This window comes from Serratia sp. X3, assembly GCF_014982455.1.
GTDB classification, from domain to species: Bacteria; Pseudomonadota; Gammaproteobacteria; order Enterobacterales; family Enterobacteriaceae; genus Serratia; species Serratia ureilytica.
In genome coordinates this window covers 1,984,975-2,007,260 of sequence record NZ_JADCNB010000001.1, presented here as the reverse complement: position 1 = coordinate 2,007,260, position 22,286 = coordinate 1,984,975, and the positions used below count along the sequence as shown (strand labels likewise).

20 protein-coding genes are annotated in these 22,286 nt (G+C 58.1%); 10 read left to right on the top strand and 10 right to left on the bottom strand.

Annotated features, from left to right (window positions below; genetic code table 11):
* Position 1 precedes the first annotated feature (1 nt).
* Genes ssuD through ssuE form a run of 3 tightly spaced genes read right to left on the bottom strand, consistent with a single transcriptional unit; the run spans position 2 to position 2,738 of the window.
* Positions 2 to 1,150, bottom strand: coding sequence for an FMNH2-dependent alkanesulfonate monooxygenase (ssuD, locus tag IMX17_RS09755; protein ID WP_193549689.1), 1,149 nt, complete (start codon positions 1,148 to 1,150; stop codon positions 2 to 4).
* Between the two features lie 19 nt (positions 1,151 to 1,169).
* A complete protein-coding gene (locus tag IMX17_RS09750) occupies positions 1,170 to 2,135 on the bottom strand; it encodes a sulfonate ABC transporter substrate-binding protein (RefSeq protein WP_182264790.1) in 966 nt (321 codons plus the stop codon).
* A 24-nt stretch (positions 2,136 to 2,159) separates the two neighbouring features.
* On the bottom strand, positions 2,160 to 2,738 hold the full coding sequence (ssuE, locus tag IMX17_RS09745; RefSeq protein ID WP_043137622.1) for an NADPH-dependent FMN reductase: 579 nt from the start codon (positions 2,736 to 2,738) through the stop codon (positions 2,160 to 2,162).
* Between the two features lie 258 nt (positions 2,739 to 2,996).
* Between ssuE and pyrD the strand changes: the two genes are divergently transcribed.
* Both pyrD and IMX17_RS09735 read left to right on the top strand, forming a co-directional pair.
* A complete protein-coding gene (gene pyrD, locus IMX17_RS09740; RefSeq protein ID WP_019454516.1) occupies positions 2,997 to 4,007 on the top strand; it encodes a quinone-dependent dihydroorotate dehydrogenase in 1,011 nt (336 codons plus the stop codon).
* Between the two features lie 176 nt (positions 4,008 to 4,183).
* The gene (locus tag IMX17_RS09735) at positions 4,184 to 4,732 is read left to right on the top strand and encodes a cell division protein ZapC (protein WP_004928171.1); all 549 of its coding nucleotides are present in this window, start codon (positions 4,184 to 4,186) and stop codon (positions 4,730 to 4,732) included.
* A 6-nt stretch (positions 4,733 to 4,738) separates the two neighbouring features.
* On the opposite strand, the gene IMX17_RS09730 is transcribed toward IMX17_RS09735, so the two are convergent.
* On the bottom strand, positions 4,739 to 5,842 hold the full coding sequence (locus IMX17_RS09730; protein WP_046897092.1) for a YcbX family protein: 1,104 nt from the start codon (positions 5,840 to 5,842) through the stop codon (positions 4,739 to 4,741).
* A gap of 103 nt (positions 5,843 to 5,945) precedes the next feature.
* Between IMX17_RS09730 and rlmKL the strand changes: the two genes are divergently transcribed.
* The 6 genes from rlmKL (at position 5,946) to rmf (ending at position 14,003) form a co-directional block, all read left to right on the top strand.
* The gene (gene rlmKL, locus IMX17_RS09725; protein ID WP_152665189.1) at positions 5,946 to 8,072 is read left to right on the top strand and encodes a bifunctional 23S rRNA (guanine(2069)-N(7))-methyltransferase RlmK/23S rRNA (guanine(2445)-N(2))-methyltransferase RlmL; all 2,127 of its coding nucleotides are present in this window, start codon (positions 5,946 to 5,948) and stop codon (positions 8,070 to 8,072) included.
* 5 nt (positions 8,073 to 8,077) lie between these two features.
* Positions 8,078 to 9,982 (top strand): ABC transporter ATP-binding protein, encoded by a 1,905-nt coding sequence (locus IMX17_RS09720; RefSeq protein WP_049200441.1) that lies wholly within the window; start codon positions 8,078 to 8,080, stop codon positions 9,980 to 9,982.
* 76 nt (positions 9,983 to 10,058) lie between these two features.
* Complete coding sequence (pqiA, locus tag IMX17_RS09715) at positions 10,059 to 11,372, top strand: paraquat-inducible protein A (protein WP_369825817.1); 1,314 nt, start codon at positions 10,059 to 10,061, stop codon at positions 11,370 to 11,372.
* Positions 11,359 to 13,005 (top strand): intermembrane transport protein PqiB, encoded by a 1,647-nt coding sequence (pqiB, locus tag IMX17_RS09710; RefSeq protein ID WP_033642587.1) that lies wholly within the window; start codon positions 11,359 to 11,361, stop codon positions 13,003 to 13,005. The genes pqiA and pqiB overlap by 14 nt, the downstream gene beginning before the upstream one ends.
* On the top strand, positions 13,002 to 13,562 hold the full coding sequence (pqiC, locus tag IMX17_RS09705) for a membrane integrity-associated transporter subunit PqiC (protein WP_182264789.1): 561 nt from the start codon (positions 13,002 to 13,004) through the stop codon (positions 13,560 to 13,562). Before pqiB ends, pqiC begins: the two co-directional genes overlap by 4 nt.
* A gap of 270 nt (positions 13,563 to 13,832) precedes the next feature.
* Positions 13,833 to 14,003 (top strand): ribosome modulation factor, encoded by a 171-nt coding sequence (gene rmf / locus IMX17_RS09700; protein WP_004928150.1) that lies wholly within the window; start codon positions 13,833 to 13,835, stop codon positions 14,001 to 14,003.
* 64 nt (positions 14,004 to 14,067) lie between these two features.
* On the opposite strand, the gene fabF is transcribed toward rmf, so the two are convergent.
* The 4 genes from fabF to IMX17_RS09680 form a co-directional block, all read right to left on the bottom strand.
* Positions 14,068 to 15,345: a beta-ketoacyl-ACP synthase II gene (fabF, locus tag IMX17_RS09695; RefSeq protein ID WP_033650690.1), complete on the bottom strand. Its 1,278-nt coding sequence runs from the start codon at positions 15,343 to 15,345 to the stop codon at positions 14,068 to 14,070.
* Complete coding sequence (locus IMX17_RS09690; RefSeq protein ID WP_033642590.1) at positions 15,342 to 15,869, bottom strand: helix-turn-helix domain-containing protein; 528 nt, start codon at positions 15,867 to 15,869, stop codon at positions 15,342 to 15,344. Before IMX17_RS09690 ends, fabF begins: the two co-directional genes overlap by 4 nt.
* A gap of 464 nt (positions 15,870 to 16,333) precedes the next feature.
* Positions 16,334 to 16,852, bottom strand: coding sequence for a bifunctional 3-hydroxydecanoyl-ACP dehydratase/trans-2-decenoyl-ACP isomerase (fabA, locus tag IMX17_RS09685; RefSeq protein ID WP_004928144.1), 519 nt, complete (start codon positions 16,850 to 16,852; stop codon positions 16,334 to 16,336).
* 68 nt (positions 16,853 to 16,920) lie between these two features.
* A complete protein-coding gene (locus IMX17_RS09680) occupies positions 16,921 to 18,669 on the bottom strand; it encodes a Lon protease family protein (protein WP_072056112.1) in 1,749 nt (582 codons plus the stop codon).
* A 210-nt stretch (positions 18,670 to 18,879) separates the two neighbouring features.
* Here IMX17_RS09680 and matP point away from each other — a divergent pair, with 210 nt between their 5' ends.
* On the top strand, positions 18,880 to 19,338 hold the full coding sequence (matP, locus tag IMX17_RS09675; protein WP_033642591.1) for a macrodomain Ter protein MatP: 459 nt from the start codon (positions 18,880 to 18,882) through the stop codon (positions 19,336 to 19,338).
* 100 nt (positions 19,339 to 19,438) lie between these two features.
* On the opposite strand, the gene ompA is transcribed toward matP, so the two are convergent.
* Complete coding sequence (gene ompA / locus IMX17_RS09670) at positions 19,439 to 20,518, bottom strand: porin OmpA (RefSeq protein WP_046899347.1); 1,080 nt, start codon at positions 20,516 to 20,518, stop codon at positions 19,439 to 19,441.
* Positions 20,519 to 20,875: 357 nt separating this feature from the next.
* Entirely contained in the window at positions 20,876 to 21,382 is a 507-nt protein-coding gene (sulA, locus tag IMX17_RS09665; RefSeq protein WP_033642592.1) for an SOS-induced cell division inhibitor SulA, read from the bottom strand.
* A 243-nt stretch (positions 21,383 to 21,625) separates the two neighbouring features.
* On the opposite strand from sulA, the gene IMX17_RS09660 reads away from it, so the two are divergent.
* Positions 21,626 to 22,282: a TfoX/Sxy family DNA transformation protein gene (locus IMX17_RS09660; RefSeq protein ID WP_033650692.1), complete on the top strand. Its 657-nt coding sequence runs from the start codon at positions 21,626 to 21,628 to the stop codon at positions 22,280 to 22,282.
* The last annotated feature ends 4 nt before the right edge of the window (positions 22,283 to 22,286 follow it).

The window sequence follows — 22,286 nt, the reverse complement described above, 5'->3', positions numbered from 1 at the left end:
CTCAGCTCTGCGACACTTTTTGCGGAACATAGATGTTGGCCACCACTTCGCCCTGCGGGCGCACCGGTTGAAGGCGCGCGGGCGTTTCCTCCTGCGCCAGATCGAGGTGCGGAAACAGCAGTTCGCCGACACGGTAGGCCTCTTCCAGATGCGGATAGCCGGAGAGAATAAAGGTGTCGATGCCCAGATCGGCGTATTCCTGCATGCGCGCCGCGACCGTCGGGCCATCGCCCACCAGCGCGGTGCCGGCGCCGCCGCGCACCAGGCCGATGCCGGCCCACAGGTTCGGGCTGATCTCCAGATTATCCTTCTTGCCGCCGTGCAGCGCCGCCATGCGCCGTTGGCCGACGGAGTCGAAGCGGGCAAAGGCCTGCTGCGCGTTGGCAATGGTATCCTCATCGAGGTGGGCGATCAGCCGATCGGCGGCGCGCCAGGCCTCTTCGGTCGTTTCCCGCACGATGACGTGCAGACGGATGCCGAAGCGTACCTGCCGGCCCTTCGCCGCCGCTTTGGCGCGCACCTCTTCGATCTTTTCTTTGACCTGCGCCGGCGGCTCTCCCCAGGTGAGGTACATTTCTACCTGCTCGGCGGCCAGATCCTGCGCGGCGGCGGAGGATCCGCCGAAATAGAGCGGCGGGCGCGGTTGCTGCACCGGCGGGAACAGCAGTTTGGCGCCTTTCACCTGAATATGCTTGCCGTGGAAATCGACGGTTTCACCTTCCAGCACCCGGCGCCAGATATGAGTGAACTCGGTCGAGGCTTCGTAACGCTCTTCATGACTGAGATGCAACCCCTCCGCCGCCAGCTCTTCCGGATCGCCGCCGGTGACCAGATTGAACAGGGCGCGCCCGTTGGACAGGCGATCCAGCGTCGCCGCCTGACGCGCCGCCAGCGTAGGGGAGATGATACCCGGCCGCAGCGCGACCAAAAATTTCAGCCGCTGGGTGACCGGGATCAGTGAGGCGGCCACCAGCCAGGAGTCTTCGCAAGAGCGACCGGTGGGGATCAGCACGCCGCCGAATCCCAGCCGGTCCGCCGCTTGGGCGATTTGTTGCAAGTAACCGTGATCGACGCTGCGAGCGCCCTGTGCGCTGCCAAGATAGTGGCCGTCGCCGTGGGTGGGTAAAAACCAGAAAACGTTCAGGCTCATCGTCAATGCTCTCCCGTATTTATGGCGCGCTTGGGCGCCAGATGCGTTGCGAGATGTCGACCTTCACCGGCACCAGCCGGTTGGCGTAAAACAGGTCGGCGGTTTGCTGCTGCGCGGCGATCGTATGCGCATCGAGCGGTGTGATGGCGGTCGGGGGACGGTGATCCAGATAGCTGGCGATCACCGGTTCCGGCAGCCCCATGGCGTTGGCCAGCAAGGTCACGCTTTGCGCCCGGTCGCTGCGGGTGAGCGCATCGGCCTGGGTCAGCACCGTCAGGACCTGGCTGATAAAGGCGCCATTGGCTTCGACATACGGGCGCGCCGCCAGATAGAAGGAACCGGTCTGGTTCAGATCGGTGCCGTCGCCGAGCACCCGAACGCCGCCCTGCAGCAGCGCGGCGGAATAATAAGGATCCCAGATAGCCCAGGCATCGACGTTGCCTTGCTGGAATGCGGCGCGCGCATCGGCGGGGGTCAGGTAGGCGGGTTGGATATCCGTAAATTTCAGGCCGGCCTTTTGCAGCGATCGCAGCAGCAGGTTGTGTGAGCTGGATCCTTTCTGAAATGCGACCTTATGGCCTTTCAGATCGGCGACGGTTTTGATCGGGCTGTTTTCCGGCACCAGGATCACTTCCGCCTTCGGTTTGGGAGGCTCAACGCCGACATACAGCAGGTCCGCCCCGGCGGCCTGCGCGAAGATCGGCGGAATATCACCGGTGCTGCCCAGATCGATGCTGCCGACGTTCAAGGCTTCCAGCATCTGCGGGCCGGCGGGAAATTCAATCCAACTGATGCGGGTGGCGGGGAAGCGTTCTTCCAGCAGCCGGTGGCTTTTCGCCAGCACCAGACTCACCGATCCTTTCTGGTAACCGATGCGAAATTGCGCCGGGTCCTGCGCGACGGCGGCGTTGGCCCAGACCAGCGACAGCAGGCCGGTGAAGGCCGCTGCGTTCAGCCAACGTCGCAAAGCGTTGCGTTGTTTCATTCAGGCTCTCCTTTTCCAGGCATTTCAGGCGGTTTGACGCGCCGTCAGCGGCGAGGCGACGCGTAGCGCGGGCGGTTTGCGGCGCCCAAGCGCCAAATAGAAACTGGCGAGCGCTTCTTCCAACCGGGCGGCCACGGCGTCGGTGAGTGTGGCACTTTCGCCGGTCAGCTGGATCTGACTGTCGTCGGCGAACACGCCGTGCAGCACCTCTTGCGCTTTCAGCGCCGCCAGCACCGGTTTCAGCGCATAGTCCACCGCCAGCATGTGACCGACAGAACCGCCGGTCGCCAGCGGCAGCACCACTTTATGGTCCAGCGCGCGTTCCGGCAGCAGATCCAGCAGGGTTTTCAGCGCGCCGGAGAACGACGCTTTATAAACCGGCGTGGAAATCAGCAGGCCGTCGGCCTGCGCCAGCTGCTCGGCAAACGCCTTGATCGCCGGACTGTTGAAGTTGGCGTACAGCAGATCTTCGGCATCGAAGTCGTGCAGGGTATAGGCCGTCACCTCCACCCCTTGTTGCCGCAGCCAGTTCTGACTTAGCGAGAGCAGCGCGGCGGAACGTGATGGGATGCGTGGGCTACCGGCCAGTGATATAACGCGCATTGCCACTCCTTATAACTAAAAGTTAGGTTTAATTAGAAAATTAATAGGAAGTGTTTTAAACCTACCAGCAACCGGGCGCGTTTCTTAAATCTCATTTTTTGATTTGGATATGCGTAAAAGCGGATTGGCGCCGATTTGGCGGTGAAGAGGGAAAACGATTGCGTAAAAACGGCTTTTTTTGCCTTTAATCAATTCCAATTAGGCGGGGGATACCGGATAATACGCCCCCGGTTTGCAACCGGGAAATCAGGAGAGTCCATGTACTACCCCCTCATCAGGAAAGCGTTGTTCCAGCTCGATCCGGAGCGCGCGCACGAAGTGACCTTTCGTCAGCTCAGCCGTATTACCGGCACCCCATTAGCGTTTCTTGTCCGTCAGTCCGTGCCGACCAAACCGGTCAGCTGCATGGGGCTGTCGTTTAAAAACCCGCTGGGATTGGCCGCCGGTCTGGATAAAAACGGCGAATGCATCGATGCGTTCGGCGCGATGGGCTTCGGCCATGTGGAAGTCGGCACCGTGACGCCGCGTCCGCAACCGGGCAACGACAAGCCGCGCTTGTTCCGCGTGGTTGAGGCGGAAGGCCTGATTAACCGCATGGGGTTCAATAACCATGGCGTGGACAATCTGGTTGAAAACGTTAAGAAATCCCATTTCGGCGGCATTCTTGGGATCAATATCGGCAAGAATAAAGACACGCCGGTCGAGCAGGGCAAAGACGATTATTTGATCTGCATGGATAAAGTTTATCCGTATGCCGGATATATCGCGATTAACATCTCTTCACCGAATACGCCGGGGTTACGATCCTTACAGTATGGCGAAGCGTTGGACGATCTTTTGGCTGCGATTAAAAATAAGCAGCAGGAATTACATGCGCGGCATCACAAATATGTGCCGGTGGCGGTAAAGATCGCGCCGGATCTTTCTGAAGAAGAATTGATCCAAATTGCCGATAGCCTGGTGCGGCATAATATCGATGGCGTGATCGCCACCAATACCACGTTGGATCGAAAATTGATCCAAGGGCTGAATTACTGCGAACAAGCGGGCGGGTTAAGCGGGCGTCCGTTGCAATCACGCAGCACCGAAGTGATCCGTCGCCTCTCCACCGAACTGCAAGGGCGTCTGCCGATTATCGGCGTAGGCGGCATCGATTCGCTGACGGCGGCGCGCGAAAAAATGGAGGCCGGTGCGAGCCTGCTGCAAATTTATTCCGGATTTATCTATCACGGCCCGCGTTTGATTAAAGATATCGTTACCCATATCTAATATTTTTCCTCTCATTTTATTCCGGGGGTTTATTTCTGCCCCCGGCTCGTCTATATTTTGTTCGTTAGCTTAAATATCGTTCGCGGAATTATCCGATGTTTAAGCTATTTCATCGGTGATAAAATCGCCTTTTAGGGTGAGTGCGGCGTTGGCGTGGGCAGCGAGAAGGATACGAAATGAAGATAAAACCTGACGATAATTGGCGTTGGTATTTTGATGCCGAACACGATCGGCTAATGCTGGATTTAGCTAATGGTATGATCTTTCGTTCACGTTTCCCGGCTAAAATGTTAACGCCGGACGCCTTCGATGAATGCGCTTTTTGCGTGGATGACGCCGCCCTTTATTTCACCTATGAAGAACAGTGCAAGCAGGTCAAGCTGAGCCATGAACAGCGCGCCGAGCTGGTGTTGAATGCGCTGGTCGCCTACCGCTTCCTGAAACCGCTGATGCCGAAGAGCTGGCATTTCTCGCAGCAGCACTACCCGTTGCAGCCGAAAAACGGCGAGCTGGCGGCGGTGAAAGTGATGGAAAGCGGCGCGGAAGCGCGCCTGCTGGTGGTGGAGGCCGGGGATAACGCCAGCCTGTGCCTGCTGGCGCAAAATCAGCTGACGGTCGCCGGCCGCACCATGGTCTTGGGCGACGCCATCAAGGTGATGCACGATCGGCTGAAACCTTGCGCGCAGGATGAAAGCGCCGCCCCGGCTTACGACAGGGCGGTATAAGGCGGATTACGCCAACGTCAAATCAGTTTTCGGGATGCAGCTGCAGCACAGGATGGTGCCGTTGTCGCCCAGCGCGCTTTTCTTCAGGGGCGCGACTTCACCGCTCAGCAATGTAATGCGGCAGCTGCCGCAAATCCCGGCGCGGCACGAGTAAGGCACGCGAATGCCTTGCTGTTCCAGTTGTTCGAGCAGGATCTGCTGGTTATTGCCGGTAAATACCTTTCCTTCATATTCGATCGTGACGCTGTGCGCGCTGTCCTGCGGCGCCTGCACGCTCTCCACCACTTTACCTGCGCCATAAGGGCGCGGCGGCTTGGTTGACAAGACTTCCACCGTATCGCCCACGCGAATGATGCCGCTGTTGCGCGCGATCATATTCTGGCCGAAATCGATGTCGCCGTTGTCGGCGGAGCGGAATTTTTGCAGCGTGCTGAGCGGTTCGCCGCTCGGGTGCTTGCGGCCACGCTCGGTGCTGACGGTGGTGAGCACGCAGCGGCTGCAGGGTTTCACCAGATCGAACATCACGTCGCCGACGCGGATCACCTGCCAGCCGTCTTCAGCCCAGGCGGTAGCGCCGCTCACCACCAGATTTGGGCGGAACTGTTCCAGCTTGATGCTGCCGGGACAACGCTGCTGCAGGTCGTTGAACGAGGCTTGGTTAATCAGCAGATAAGGGTAGCCGTCGGCAAACGTCAGCGGGATTTCAGGGTGTTTCTTGACCCGGCGGGTCAGCTCCGGCCCCAGCCAGCGCAGCTGCACGTCGCGCTGGAAATAGCCGCTCAGCCAGCGGTTGATCTCATCCGGCGCGATCAGCGCGGTGAAATGGTTGCCCCACACCTCGGTCGGCTGCGGCGCGGCCGCGAAGTCGCTGAAGCGAATGGCGGCGCTTTCACCGTCCGGCGCGGTCAGAAACAGCCCGTCCGGCAACAGCGCCGGCGTGAACAACACCATCTGCGGATATTGGCGCGCGGTAATAAAGGTGCCGTCCGGTTCGGTGATCATAAAGTTGCGGTCGAAGGCCAGACCGCTGCTGCCGACCTGGGCGTAGGAAAGCTGCAAGCCGCGCAGTGATTTAACCGGATGGACGTAGAGTCTGGAAAGCGTGATCACCCTTATCTCCGTGCGATGATTAAATAGAAGGGAGCAACTTTATGACAAGCGGTGCGGATTAGCTATAATGCGCAACAATTTTCTTTTTGGTGATAAGTACGATATGAACTCTCTGTTTGCCAGCACGGCGCGTGGATTGGAAGAACTGTTAAAAAGCGAGCTGGAAACGCTTGGCGCTCACGACTGCAAAGTGGTGCAGGGCGGAGTACATTTTCAGGGTGACGATCGTCTTCTGTACCAAAGCCTGCTGTGGAGCCGCCTGGCTTCGCGCATTTTGTTGCCGCTGAACGAATTCCGCGTGCACAGCGACCTGGATCTGTACCTCGGCGTGCAGGCGATTGACTGGCCGAGCATTTTTGGCGTGGATAAAACCTTCGCCGTGCATTTCAGCGGCGTGAACGAAGAGATCCGCAACAGCCAGTATGGCGCGCTGAAGGTGAAAGACGCCATCGTTGACAGCTTCACCCGTAAGCTCGACCAACGCCCGACGGTTGCCAAACAGCAGCCGGACATTCGCGTTAACGTCTTCCTGCAACGCGATATGGCCAGCGTGGCGCTCGATCTGAGCGGCGAAGGCCTGCACCAGCGCGGCTACCGCGATCTCACCGGTCAGGCGCCGTTGAAGGAAAACTTGGCGGCCGCCATCGTGTTGCGTTCCGGCTGGCAGCCGGGCACGCCGATGCTCGATCCGATGTGCGGCTCCGGTACGTTGTTGATCGAAGCGGCGATGATCGCCGCCGATCGCGCGCCGGGCCTGCACCGTCAACACTGGGGCTTCAGCGCCTGGAATGGCCACAACGCCGAACTGTGGCGTGAAGTCACCACCGAAGCGCAGGTGCGCGCGCGTCGCGGCCTGCAGGAAACCGCCTCTCGCTTCTTCGGTTCCGATATCGATCGCCGGGTGATTGAGATGGCGCGCGGCAACGCCCGCCGCGCCGGCGTCGCCGAGCTGATCACCTTCAACGTCGGCGACGTCGCGCGCTTGACCAATCCGCTGCCGGAAGGCCCGCACGGCACGGTGATCAGCAACCCGCCGTACGGCGAGCGTCTGGAAAGCGAACCGGCGCTGATCGCGCTGCACAACATGCTGGGGCGCGTGATGAAAAGCGCCTTCGGCGGTTGGCAGCTTTCGCTGTTCAGCGCCTCGCCGGAGCTGTTGAGCTGCCTGCAGCTGCGCGCCGAGCGCCAGTTCAAGGCGAAGAACGGCCCGCTGGAGTGCGTGCAGAAAAATTATCAGCTGGCGGCAAGCCCGGCCGGCGCCGCTGCCGGCGGCGTGCAGGTGGCGGAAGATTTCGCCAACCGTCTGCGAAAGAATTTGAAGAAGCTCGACAAGTGGGCGAAGCAACAAGGCATCGAATGCTACCGCCTGTACGATGCCGATCTGCCAGAATACAACGTCGCGGTGGATCGTTACGGCAGCAAGGTGGTGGTGCAGGAGTATGCGCCGCCGAAAACCGTCGATGCGCAGAAGGCGCGTCAGCGCCTGTTCGATGTGATCAACGCGACGCTGGCGGTGCTGGAATTGCCGTCGAATCAGCTGATCCTGAAAACCCGCGAGCGGCAGAAGGGCAAAAATCAGTACGAGAAACTGGCGCAGAAGGGCGAGTTCCTGCTGGTGGAAGAGTATAACGCCAAGCTGTGGGTCAACCTGACCGACTATCTCGATACCGGCCTATTCCTCGATCACCGCATCGCGCGCCGTATGCTGGGCGAGATGAGCGGCGGCAAGGACTTCCTCAACCTGTTCGCCTATACCGGCACCGCCAGCGTGCATGCCGGGCTGGGCGGCGCGCGCAGCACCACCACGGTGGACATGTCGCGCACTTATCTGGAATGGGCGGAGAAGAACCTGCGCGCCAACGGCCTGACCGGCCGCCAGCATCGGCTGATCCAGGCCGACTGCTTGTCGTGGCTGAGCAATGCCAATGAACAGTTCGACGTGATCTTCATCGATCCGCCGACGTTCTCCAACTCCAAGCGGATGGAGAACACCTTTGACGTGCAGCGCGATCACCTGGCGCTGATGAAAGATTTGAAACGGTTGCTGCGCCGCAACGGGACCATTATGTTCTCGAACAACAAGCGCGGTTTCCAAATGGATATGGCAGGGCTGAGCGCGTTGGGTCTGGAGGCGAAAGAGATCACCGCCAAGACGCTGTCGCAGGATTTTGCCCGTAACCGTCAGATCCACAACTGCTGGCTGGTGACTCACGCCGGCGAAGGAAAATAATTACTATGTCGTTAATCAGCATGTCCGGCGCCTGGCTCTCTTTCAGCGATGCGCCATTGTTAGACAACACCGAAATTCATATCGAAGACAACGAGCGCGTGTGTCTGGTCGGGCGCAACGGCGCCGGCAAATCCACGCTGCTGAAGATCCTCGGCAAAGAGATCCCGCTGGATGACGGCCGGGTGATCTACGAACAGGATCTGATCGTGGCGCGTCTGCAACAGGATCCGCCGCGCAATATCGGCGGCAGCGTGTTCGATTTCGTGGCGGAAGGCGTCGCGGAGCAGGCGGAACACCTGAAGGCGTATCACGCGATCTCTCACCTGGTGGAAAGCGATCCGAGCGAGAAAAACCTGGCGCGCATGGCGCAAATCATGGAGATCCTCGATCACCAGGGGCTGTGGCAGCTCGACAGCCGCATCAGCGAAGTGCTGCTGCAGCTGGGGCTGAACGGCGACGCCGAGCTTTCCTCGCTGTCCGGCGGCTGGCTGCGCAAAGCGGCGCTGGGCCGCGCGCTGGTGAGCTCGCCGCGCGTGTTGTTGCTCGACGAACCGACCAACCACCTGGATATCGAAACCATCGACTGGCTGGAAGGTTTCCTGAAAGAGTTCGACGGCAGCATCGTCTTCATCTCGCACGACCGTTCGTTTATCCGCAACATGGCGACGCGCATCGTCGATCTGGATCGCGGCAAGCTGGTTTCCTGGCCGGGTAACTACGATCTGTACCTGCAGAGCAAAGAAGAAGCGCTGCGGGTGGAAGAGCTGCAAAACGCCGAGTTCGACCGCAAGCTGGCGCAGGAAGAGGTCTGGATCCGTCAGGGCATCAAGGCGCGCCGCACTCGCAACGAGGGCCGCGTGCGCGCGCTGAAGGCGCTGCGCGTCGAGCGCTCGCAGCGCCGTGAAGTGATGGGCACCGCCAAGATGCAGGTGGAAGAGGCGACCCGCTCCGGCAAAATCGTATTCGAGCTGGAAGACGTCAATTATCAGGTTGGCGAAAAGGTGCTGGTGCGCGGTTTCTCCGCCCAGGTGCAGCGCGGCGACAAGATTGCGCTGGTGGGGCCGAACGGCTGCGGCAAAACCACGCTGCTGAAACTGATGCTCGGTCAGCTGAAAGCCGACAGCGGCCGCGTGCACTGCGGCACCAAGCTGGAAGTGGCCTATTTCGACCAGCACCGCGCCGATCTCGATCCTGAGCGCACGGTGATGGACAACCTGGCGGAAGGCAAGCAGGAAGTGATGGTCAATGGCCGTCCTCGCCACGTGCTGGGCTACCTGCAGGACTTCCTGTTCCACCCGAAACGCGCAATGACGCCGGTGAAGGCGCTGTCGGGCGGTGAGCGTAACCGCTTGCTGTTGGCTAAGCTGTTTCTGAAACCGAGCAATCTGTTGATCCTCGATGAACCAACCAACGATCTCGACGTCGAAACGCTGGAGCTGCTGGAAGAGCTGATCGACGGCTATCAGGGCACCGTGTTGCTGGTCAGCCACGATCGTCAGTTCGTCGACAACTCGGTGACCGAGTGCTGGATCTTCGAAGGCAATGGCGTGATCAACGCCTTCGTCGGCGGTTACTACGATGCGCATCACCAGCGCGCGACAGCGAAACCGATTCGTCAGGCGGCGCCGAGTGCGAGCAAACCGGCGGCGGAGAAAAAGGCCGAACAGCCGAAGAAAGCGGCGGCCAAGCTGAGTTACAACCTGCTGCGCGAACTGGAACAGCTGCCGCAGCGGCTCGAACAGCTGGAAGCGGAAATCGAAGCGCTGCAGGCGCAGATGAGCGATGCCGACTTCTTCACGCGGCCGCACAGCGAAACGCAAGAAGTGCTGACGGCGTTGGCTAACGCCGAGCAGGCGCTCGAGCAGGCCTTCGCCCGCTGGGAAGAGCTGGAAGCGATGAAAAACGGCTGACCGTTGCGATACCGCCCGCGCGCTGCTGCGGGCGGTATCGACGTGCCGGTGAGCAACGTTATTTAGGAGGAATATGGTGTGTTCCCACAACAATCATCAGCAGCATAGTCATTCCGCACCTTCGGCGGCGCAGCAGGATAACCTGATGCTGTGCCCGCAGTGCGACATGCTGGTGGCGCTGCCGCCGCTGGCCTATGGCAGCAAAGCGGTATGCCCGCGCTGCAAAACCACGCTCAGCGCCCGCTGGGACGAGCCGCGTAAGCGGCCGATCGGTTACGCGCTCAGCGCCTTGTTCATGCTGGTGCTGGCCAACATTTTCCCGTTTATCAACATGCGCGTCGCCGGCCTCGGCAACGAAATCCGGCTGATCCAAATCCCGGAAGTCATGGTGGCGGAAGACTACGCCAGCATGGCCACCTTGTTTATGGTGTTCGTGCAGCTGATCCCGGCGTTTTGCATGGTGGCGATCATCCTGCTGTGCGCCAGGGTGCGCTTGCCGCTGGGCCTCAAAGAGTGGATGGCCCGGGTGCTGTTCCAGTTCAAGACCTGGTGCATGGTGGAAATTTTCCTCGCCGGGGTGCTGGTCAGCTTCGTCAAGCTGATGGCCTACGGCGACATCGGCATCGGCAGCAGCTTCGTGCCTTACTGCCTGTTTTGCCTGCTGCAGGTGCGCGCTTTCCAGTGCGTGGATCGGCGCTGGCTGTGGCAGGATATCGAACCGGCGCCGCGACTTAATCGCCCGCTGACGGTGGGGCGCACCGGCATGCGCCAGGGCGTGCGCTCCTGCGCGTGCTGCACGGCGATCCTGCCGGCCGATCAGGTGCGCTGCCCGCGCTGCCACACCAAGGGCTACGTGCGTCGCCGCCACAGCCTGCAGTGGACGCTGGCGCTGCTGGTGACCTCTGTCATGCTGTATATTCCGGCCAACCTGATGCCCATCATGGTGACCGAGGCGCTGGGCAACAAGATGAATTCCACCATCATGGCGGGGGTGATCCTGCTGTGGGGGGACGGCTCTTATCCGGTAGCGATGGTGATTTTCATCGCCAGTATCATGGTGCCGTCGCTGAAAATGTTGGCGATCGGTTGGCTGTGCTGGGATGCGAACGGTAGGAAGAAACCGCGCGCCGACAGCGAGCGTATGCATCTGATTTATGAAGTGGTCGAATTCGTGGGTCGTTGGTCAATGATCGACGTGTTTGTGATCGCCGTGTTGTCGGCGTTGGTGCGAATGGGGCAGTTGATGAGCATTTATCCCGCGACGGGCGCCGTGCTGTTCGCGCTGGTGGTGATCCTCACCATGTTCGCCGCCATGACATTTGATCCCCGGCTGACCTGGGATCGCGCAAGTGAAACAATAAACAAGGAGCCGCAAGGTGACGGAAAATAATCATAGCGTCGCGGACGTCGAGAAGATCAAACGCTGGTCGCCGGTGTGGATCATTCCCATCGTGACCGCGCTGATCGGCGCCTGGATCCTGTTTTACCACTTCAGCCATCAGGGGCCGGTGGTGACGTTGGTGACCACGACGGCGGAAGGGCTGGAAGCGGGTAAAACCAAAATCAAAAGCCGCAGCGTTGACGTCGGCGTGGTGGAAACCGTCACGTTGAGCGATGACCTGAGCAAGGTGATGGTGCAGGCGCGTCTCAATTCCGGCATGGAGAAATTGCTGCGCCAGGATTCCGCCTTCTGGGTGGTGAAGCCGCAGATCGGCCGTGAAGGGGTCTCCGGACTGGGCACGCTGCTCTCCGGCGCCTATATCGAACTGCAGCCGGGCAACAAAGGCAAAGACGGCAAAGACAACTATCAGCTGCTCGATGCGCCGCCGCTGGCTTCCCCGGACGCTAAAGGGTTGCGCATCGTGCTGGACAGCGAGAAATCAGGCCAGCTCAACGCCGGCGATCCGGTGCTGTTCCGCGGCTATCGCGTCGGGTCGGTGGAAACCAGCTACTTCGATCCTAAAGAGCGCGCCATGCGCTATCAGCTGTTCATCACTGCGCCTTACGATCAGTTGGTTACCACCAACGTGCGCTTCTGGAAAGACAGCGGCGTGGCGTTCGATATGTCGGCACAGGGCATGCGGGTGGAGATGGGCTCGTTGACCACGCTGTTTAGCGGCGGCGTCAGCTTCGATGTGCCGGACGGCTGGGATCGCGGCGAACAGGCGAAAGAGAAAGCGGAGTACCGGCTGTTCGACAACCAGCGCAGCACACAGGATTCGCTGTATACCGTGCATAAAGACTACCTGCTGTTCTTCTCCGACTCGGTACGCGGCCTGCAGCCGGGCGCGCCGGTCGAGTTCCGCGGCATCCGTCTGGGAACGGTGGCGCAGGTGCCGTTCTATAAAGACGGCATGGCGCAGCGTCTGGATAACGATTACCGCATTCCGGTGTTGATCCGCATCGAGCCGGATCGCTTCCAGAAACAGCTGGGCGGCAACTTCGATATTGAAGGGCACTTGAAAGATGCGGAATCCCGCGGCATGCGCGCCTCGATGAAGTCCGCCAACCTGCTGACCGGTTCGCTGTACATCGATCTCGACTTCTATCCGCAGGAAAAACCGTGGAAAGGGCCGCGCGAGCTGTTCGGTTATCCGCTGATGCCGACCACTAGCGGTGGTCTGGCGCAGATCCAGCAGAAACTGATGCAGACGTTGGATAAGATTAATTCGATGCCGATCAATCCGATGATCAGCGAAGCGACCAAGACGCTGGCGGAAAGCCAGAAAACCATGAAGTCGACGCAGCAGACCATGAAGTCGTTGAACGACATCATCGCCAGCAAAGAGATGCAGGCGCTGCCGCAGGACATGCAGAAAACGCTGCTGGAGCTGAACCGCAGCATGAAAGGGTTCCAGCCTGGTTCACCGGCTTACAACAAGATGGTGGGCGACATGCAGCGCCTCGATCAGGTCTTGCGTGAGCTGCAACCGGTGTTGCGCACCCTGAATGAGAAGAGCAACGCGCTGGTGTTTGAAGCCGCCGGCAGCAATGACCCTCAGCCGAAGAAGGCCACGAAATGATGAAATGGATCCCGGTAGCCCTGGCGCTGTTGCTCAGCGCCTGCAGCAGTTCGCCACAGAAGACTTACTATCAGTTGCCGGCGCTGGGCGCGCCGGCCGCGGCCGGCAGCAGCGGCGCCTCCACGCGCCAGCTGTGGCTGGAGCACGTGAGCGTGGCGGATTATCTGGCGCAGAGCGGCGTGGTGTATCAGACCAACGACGTGCAGTATGTGATAGCCCAGAACAACCTGTGGGCCAGCCCGCTCGATCAGCAGCTGCAGCAAACGCTGGTCACCAACCTGAGCAGCGCGCTGCCGGGGTGGGTGGTCTCTTCGCAGCCGATGAGCAGCGATCAGGATGTGCTGAACGTGACCATCAGCGGCTTCCACGGCCGCTTTGACGGGAAAGCGATCATTCGCGGCGAGTGGGTGCTGAACCGCCAAGGGCGTTTAATCAAAAGGCCTTTCAACCTGGAGCTGAAACAGGGTGAAGACGGCTATGATGCCCTGGTGCGCACTCTGGCGCAGGGGTGGCAGCAGGAAGCCCAGGCTATCGCAGCACAGATGGGCGGCATTTAGTCATAATTTGGTCTAAAATCGTCTAATCCCTGTCGGCGTGAAAAGTCGTTTTTTCTCGCTGGCAGGGATTTCTATTTCATTTCAATTGGTTAACTCCTTCCCCTGCAGATCAGCCACTTAGCATTTTCCTCGGGCGTAGCTCACAAATATGACATTGGCGTGAATTTTGCGCATTGATCTTCTCTTCTTTTAGCGCTATTGATTACTCGTGGCTGCGCAAAAAGCAGCCATTGTTTTCTTTCCACCAGACCAAAATGAGGGAAACGAGGCATGAAGAGACAGAAACGCGATCGTCTGGAAAGGGCGCATTCGAGAGGGTATCAGGCAGGTATTTTAGGGCGTTCCAGGGAACATTGTCCCTACCAATCATCAGTGGACGCCCGGTCTCAATGGCTGGGAGGTTGGCGAGAAGCCATGGAAGACAGGGCTGTGACCGCTTAAGCGGCTCCCTGTCAAATAAAAGGAATAACCTCCGCCCCTTGGCGGAGGTTTTTGTTTCAGGTGCTTATTCATCCCGCCAGCGTTTCAACAAAATACTCGCATTCACGCCGCCAAAGCCGAAGCCGTTTGATAAGGCGTAGGTCATGTTCATCGATTCCGCCTGTTTCGCGACCAGATGCAAACCTGCCGCCGCCGGGTCAGGGTTATCCAGATTTAGCGTGGCAGGGGCTATCTGATCGCGCAGAGCCAAGGCGGTAAAGATGGTTTCCAGCCCGCCAGCGGCGCCCAGCAGGTGCCCGGTCGCTGATTTTGTCGAGGTCACGGCGACAGTCCCGGCCGTGCCAAACAGGTGCTTGATGGCGTTGATTTCGCCCAAATCCCCTACGGGTGTCGACGTCGCGTGCGCATTTAAATGCTGTACCTCTTCGGGAACGACGTTGGCCTGCTTCAACGCGATTTTCATCGCCCGATAGGCGCCGTTGCCGTCTTCAGCGCCCGATGTCATATGGTAGGCGTCGGCGCTGGTGCCATAGCCGACGATTTCCGCGAGCGGGGTGGCGCCGCGCGCCAGCGCGTGCTCCAGCGTTTCAATGACCAGCATGCCGGCGCCTTCCCCCATGACAAATCCGTCCCGGGCGCTGTCGAAGGGCCGTGAGGCCTGTTGCGCCAATTCGGCCGGAGCGGTGGACATGGCGCGCGCGGCGGCGAACCCGCCCAGGCTGACGGTATCTATAGCGGCTTCGGTACCGCCGCACACGGCGATATCGGCTTCATCATTGCGGATCATACGCACTGCGTCGCCAATGGCTTGCACGCCGGCGGCACAGGCGGTGACCGGCGCGCCAATCGGCCCCTTGAAGTGGTGTTTGATTGAAACGTGGCCGGCCGCCAGATTGACCAGGAATGAGGGGATGGTGAACGGCGACAGCCGCTTGGCGCCGCGGCTGTCGGTTGTGCGCACCGCCTGGGCAATCGCCGGGAAACCGCCAATACCCGAGGCAATGACGGTGGCTGTGCGCTCTTGTTTTTCGTCCGTATCGGCTATCCAGCCGGCCTGACGAATGGCTTCGTCCGCCGCCGCCATAGCAAACAGGATAAAGCGGTCCATTTTCTTTTGGTCCTTGGGGGCGACGGAGGCGTCGGGGTTGAAGCCCGCTTCAGCATCTTGCGCCAGCGCCGGGACTTGTCCTCCGACCTTGACCGGTAAATCTGCAACGATCTCGTCAGGCAACGCTCGAATGCCGGATTCTCCTTTTAACAAACGTTGCCAGATGGCTTCAACACCGCACCCTAGCGGTGAAACGGCGCCCATGCCGGTAATGACGATACGACGATTGCTCATGATGGCTCCTTGGTAAATTCGGGTAAATCGGCGAGGCGCCGCTGCCGCATCAGTTCGGCGCGTTGATGTATGCCGTCGCTTGCCGCCGGCCCTGGCGCTAGCGTAATGAACTGCGGCGGCACCGGCTGTTGGGTATCACGATTGACCAACTGGACTTGGATCGGCCGATCGTTGCGTCCGTCGACCAACAGGGCGCTGACGTCCCCGTCGGTCAGATGATTGTTGCCCCATTGTGAGAGCGCCGCCAACACCGGGAGAAAATCGTTGCCGCGCTCAGTAAGCAGGTAGTGATAGCGCACCGGCCGCGTTTGATAACGTTCTTTATACAGAATGCCGTGGGCCACCAAATCCTTCAGGCGACGCGCCAGTAGCGTGGGTGACATCCCCAGACTTTGTTGGAATTCGTCGAACCGGGACAGCCCCTGAAAAGCATCGCGAAGGATCAGGATGCTCCACCATTCCCCCACGCGATCCAATGCACGCGCTACGGGGCAAGGCGCGTCGCTAAAGCGGGTTTTTTGCATACCTTCCTCACTAAGTACAATAATTGTAGTTACTATGCGAGTCATGTTAGAGGATCTTGAGGGGCAAGAGAATAACCGGATGCAAAAAAACTGCTATCGCACTGATGTGGGTATTAAGGGAGGCCGCCTTTCAGGCTGCCTGTTGCTTTGGCCGCTTCGGATAAGCATAGGGCAGAGACCGGTGGGGGAAGGCATTTCGGTGTCGGGCGATGAAATAAGGTGCACCCAGCGTCAATGCCAGCGTGATGAGATATTTCATATCGCCCGATAGCGCATCTTTGCTATCGGCCTTAATCCTCTTTGATGAGAACTGAATAATAAGATGATGCTAATGGCGGCTAAAAAGAGGCGGGAATCTTTGGAAGGCCGGGAAAGGATAAAAGAAAGAAATGCCATCACGTCGAACGTGATGGCATGCGAAAAACGTTAGAGAGAAGGCAGTGGCCGCCTTCTCGTCAGCGTGATTAGAACGCGGTGGTATCTTTGAACAGGCCCACTTTCAGATCGGTGGCGGTATAGATCACTTCACCGTCAACCAGCACTTCGCCATCGGCGACGCCCATGATCAGCTTGCGGGTGATGACGCGTTTGAAGTTAATACGATAGGTTACCTTTTTCGCGGTCGGCAGCACCTGGCCGGTGAACTTGACTTCACCGACGCCCAGCGCGCGGCCTTTGCCTTCGCCACCCAGCCAACCGAGGTAGAAACCGACCAGCTGCCACATTGCATCCAGGCCCAGGCAGCCCGGCATGACCGGATCGCCGATAAAGTGGCAACCGAAGAACCATAGGTCCGGATTAATATCCAGCTCCGCTTCCACATAACCTTTGTTGTGAGTCCCGCCGTCTTCGGTCATTTTGACCACGCGGTCCATCATCAACATGTTACCCGCCGGCAACGGTGGGCCACCGGCGCCGAACAGCTCGCCGCGGCCGGATGCTTCGAGGTCTTCTTTCGTATAGGAATCGCGTTTATCTACCATGTTCTCAGTAAGCCTTATTTTAATGAAGGACGCAGGTTAGCTAACACGTGTACGCTGAACAAGTCCGATCAGCCGTGGTTGAACCAGTTGAGCCAGCGTAGCGGCCATGGGCGACGGCGTTCCTGCAGGCTCACCTGCGCAATCCGTTCCTGAATGGCCGCCAACAAATTCGGCTGTTGTTCGTCAGAGTAGAGGCAACCGGTGAGCAAAGGCAAGGCTTCCGCCGCGCTCTCTACCGCCCACAGGTGGAATTGCCCCTCGCGCACCGCGTCAACGACATCCTGACGCAGGCACAGGTGGCGCACGTTGGTCACGGGCAGTATGACGCCCTGTTTGCCCGTCAGGCCGCGGCGTAAACAAACCTCGAAGAAACCTTCGACCTTTTCGTTAACGCCCCCTATCGGCTGTACGTTGCCGAATTGGTCAACGGAGCCGGTGACGGCGATCTGTTGTGTAATCGGCTGCTGTGACAGGGCGCTGATCAGGGCGCACAGTTCAGCCAGCGAGGCACTGTCGCCGTCCACTTCACCGTAAGATTGTTCAAAAACGATCGAGGCGGAGAAGGGCAGCTGCTGATCCAGGTCCAGTTCGGCGATCACGAACGCTTGCATGATCATCATGCCTTTAGCGTGCAGGTTGCCGCCCAGTTCGGCCTTGCGTTCGACGTCGGTAAATTCGCCGTCGCCGAGATGCACAACGCAACTGATGCGCGACGGTTCACCGAAGCTGCGTGGGTGGCCGGGATAATCCAGGACTGACAGGCCGTTGATTTGCCCAACCACTTCACCCTCGGTCTCGATCAGGATCTGACCCAGTTCGATCTCATCCTGCATACGCTCGGCGAGATAGCTTTCACGCCATTCGCGGGCATTCAATGCCGCTTCAAACGCTTTGGCCGTAATGCGGTCTTCTTCGGCGTACAGTGCAGCTTCGGACAACTGCTGCCCAAGCCAAACCGGCGAGAGTGGCAGGATGCCCTGATCGCCACTATAACGCACCGCCTGAACGATCAGCGGTAGCCAGGCATCGGCCGCTAACATCGGTAACTGTCGCTCGGCGATCACACCGTTGACGTAGCCGCACCACTGCGCCATATCATCAACTTCAGTCAGTTGCAGATCGTCTTCATATTCGCCATAGACCGCTTGTTCGCTCAGTTCTGGCTCGATATCGTGGAAATCGGCCAGGCCGTGGCGGTCGCCGACCACAATCAGCCGCAGATCCAGCGGCATCGGCGGAATGGCGACCGGCAGCGGGCGGGTTTCGTCAGGCGAAACCCAATGGAACAGACGCTGGCCGATCATTTGCTTCAACCGCAGCCATAGCAACGGCTGGGCCAGCAGCGCCCGGGCTGACAGGATCAGAATACCGCCGTTGGCCTGGTGCACCAGGCCGGGCTGCAGAGTGATGTCGCCATTGTGGATCCGCACGCAACCAAACAGCTGCTCTGGTTCAATCCACTCTTGGAACACGCAAGCACCGCCGGCAGCGAAAGGTTCATCGCCATGGCTGGCAGGCTCTACGCTGACCTTGCCATCCTGAATGACATAGTGGCTGCCGCGGCATGCCGTGTTTTGCGGCAGCAGTGGTTTGACGGCGTTAGCGATCAGTTCCAGGTATTCTCGCGTTTCTTGCGCTTTCAACAGCATGAATCGCGGTGGCGATTGGGGGTGACAAAATAGCGTCAGGGCATTTTCCAGCCGAGGCTGAATGGCGGAAAAGGGCACGGGTGCCAACTGAGCGGCGGTATCAAATATCGCCTGATAAGGCGTTACGTCCGGCAATAAAGATTGCCATTCAAGTCGGTTATTGGTCAAAGTGTTAGATGCAATCGTTAAAAAGGGAAAGGGCGATTATACAAGAATAACGGCAGCTTGATACATGTGGAGTGCCAGTTGGCATCAGGGAGTTTGACATCGTGCGATGACTGTGCAAAAAACAGTCTAAAAGACGGCTTAATTGCCGGGGAAATTCGGCGTAAAGCTGTTATGCTTATTTGAAGTTACGCGGTCACTGAAGAGCTCAAGATGAAATATCAGCAACTGGAAAATCTGGAGAGCGGTTGGAAATGGAAGTACCTGGTGAAGAAGCACCGGGAAGGGGAACTCATTACCCGCTACATTGAAAACAGCGCTGCTCAGGAAGCGGTTAACGAGCTGCTGAAGCTGGAAAATGAGCCGGTAAAGGTACTTGCATGGATTGCCGCTCATATGAATCCGGATCTGGATAACCGGATGAAACAAACGATCCGCGCCCGCCGCAAACGTCATTTTAACGCAGAACACCAGCATACGCGTAAAAAATCTATCGATCTGGAGTTTTTGGTTTGGCAACGCTTGGCTGCCCTGGCGCGTCGTCGCGGTGTGACGCTGTCGGAAACCGTCGTGCAGCTTATCGAAGATGCTGAGCGCAAAGAGAAGTATGCGAATCAGATGTCGTCGTTGAAAGAAGACCTGAAGGCGATTCTCGGCAAAGAACCTAAGTAAACGGGGCAGTGTGCCTCGTTGAGCCTGTCCTTGAATGCTCTGACAAAAACAGGACGAAAAAAAACCCCGCATTGCGGGGTTTTTTATTAGGCGAGTAAACTTAGCCCTGAGGCTGAGTTACAACGTCTTTGATACCTTTAACTTCGATCTCTACGCGACGATCTGGTGCCAGGCATTCGATCTGAGCTTTGGTAGCGCGACCAGCTTTGTAGCCACAGGTGTTGCCAGTAACTGGATCAGCTTTGCCCATGCCACGTGCAGAGATTTTGTCTGACGGGATGCCTTTGGAGACCAGGTAGTCAACAACGCTTTGTGCGCGTTTTTCAGACAGTTTCTGGTTGTACTGAGCGGAACCTACTGCATCGGTGTAACCCAGAACAACTACGGAACCGTCTTTAGGATCCATGGAGCTCAGCTGGGTGTACAGCTGATCCAGAGCCTGCTGACCTTGTGGCTTCAGAGTTGCTTTGTTGAAGTTGAACAGCACGTCAGACTTCAGAGTGAAACGCTTGGTTTCAACAACTGGAGCCGGAGCTGGAGCTGGAGCAACTGGAGCAACTACGTCATCCTGACCGAAGCGGTAAGAAACGCCCAGGCTCAGCATGGTGTTGTCTGGACGCGCGCCAACGGTACCAGCGTCACCGATGTTGCTTACGAACTGGTAGTCCAGGCGGGTAGCCCAGTTTTTGGTCAGTGCGTATTCAACACCAACAGCAGCCAGCGGAGAAACGCCGGTGTCGTGGTCGCTCAGGCGAGTGCCATTGCCGTAGTTAGCTTTGGAGTCTGCGCGCCATACCATACCACCCAGACGAGTGTAGATGTCCAGATCGTCAGCAATTGGGTAGCTCAGTTTAGCGGCCAGTTGAACGCCTTGCGCTTTGAAAGCACCGTTGTTCACGCTGCCTTTGTAAGGCATACGGCCAAGCCAGTCATAGCCCAGTTCGAAGCCCAGGTATTGGTTTGCCTGGTAGCCCAGGAACGCGCCTGCACCCAGCTGATCTTTGTGGGTTGGGCCGTTGCCGATACCGTTCTGGTAACCGTTGCCGTAGAAGCCAACGTCATGGTACTGGGACCAGCCCAGTTTAGCACCGGTGTACCAGGTGTTATCTTTTGGAGCGGCTTGCGCTACGGTAGCGAAACCTGCCAGTGCCACTGCTAATGCGATAGCTGTCTTTTTCATTTTGCGCCTCGTTATCATCCAAATAGGCAATGAGCTTTAAAGCTGTTTTAAGCCCTTGGTTAAATTCCTTCGCCAAGGTTTAAGCCCTCGTTTGTTACTCGCCAGTTTTTCTGACGTTATAGAGCAACCTTGGCGATGTAAAGTCTACAACGTGGCGCGAAAGTTACAAGTGTGATGTGATAAGGCTCTAAAAAAAAACGCAGAATCGTACATATTTGCTAACATTCTCAGCTCAAAAAAACGGCGATCAGCAGGGCGTTTTCCCTTGCCAAACCGCGGCTGGACTAGCTTTTTGCCTTATCCCGCAAAGGTTCCCTTTACGGGGTGCGAAAATGATGGGAAAAATCCTAAATTTACTTAATGATACAAAGAAGAGTGAATTTTTAGGGTAGAACACTGTCCGTGAGTCGGGCTAATGTCACGTTGTGGACGCATGATAAACCCGTATGCGTTACCCAATTCTGCCGCACGTCTTAATTTTAGACGATCCTCCTCCGTTAGCTCGGGCAACCAGCCGAGAACCACGCTGTAATTCCCCGTTTGCAGCGCTTTTTCCATTGCCTCAACCGTATTCACCGGGCTGATCTGGCTCAATTGCACCACTTTATCCACCGGCAGGCCGGATTGCTGCAGCCACTGTTTGCTTAATTTTTGCTGCGGCGTGAGCCACAGAAGCCAGCGAGACTGCTTGCCCAGTTGCTGCAGCAGGGGCAACAGCAATTGAGCCACTGCGGGCTGGCGCTCGTTGTAAACAAGTTCACTGATCAAGCCATTCTCTTTGCCGACATCCGTGTTCTTCGCAACATTGCGCGTTGTATAAGAGCCATGGCCGAAATGAGGTTGGTAGAGTGATTGAGTACGCATAAAGTTCCCGCCCGTCGTGTTACTGTATGTTTATACAGTATCCCTGATTTAGGATAAGATCAACCCAAATTTTCGTAGCGGCTCGCATAATTGCGATCATTTTTTGTACCGATGGTTTTTGTGATTGGCAGGCGGGCGGATAGTGCGTATTTTTCTAATTAGTTGTTCACGTTACTTTTTTCATTGATGAGAGAAATAATACGGCCAGAACCTAAAGGCCAGAACCTAAAAAGGAGGAACGCTATGAAAAGGATGTCGACGAGAAGAATCGCGCAGGCTAAAAATTGCTTTGCGGCATTGGGGGCCATCACGACTCGGTCGCAGTTCGGCGGTTACGGTCTGCTGGCTGAGGGAGTCATGTTTGCGGTGATAGCGGAGGGTGAGCTGTATTTGCGGGCTACGGCAAGCATGGAACCCGCCTTTCGCGCCCGCGGAATGGTCAATATGGTCTATTCCAAACGCGGTGTGCCCATTACCTTGCGCTATTACTGGGTTGACGAGTCGCTGTGGCGGGAACGCAACGAGCTGGTGGGGCTGGCTTGGCAGGCTGTCAGGGAGGCGCGCCGGGAGCAGCGGCTTAAGGCTGGCGATCACGGCCGACTGAAGGCATTGCCGAATATTGACGTCAATATGGAACGTCTGCTGTGGCGAGCGGGCATTCGCAACGCTTATGACCTGCGGCTGCATGGCGCCAAACGCAGCTATCTCCGTTTATTGAAACAGCAGACTAATTTGGGGCTACGAGTGCTGCTGTCGCTGGGCGGGGCGATAGCCGGTTATCATCAGGCGGCGTTGCCGGCCGAATTACGCAGCGAGCTAGTGCGTTGGTTCGATCATACGATGGCGATGCGCCGCCATGGGCATGAGCCGGTTATTCAGGGCCCATCGAACGGGCCCTGAATAG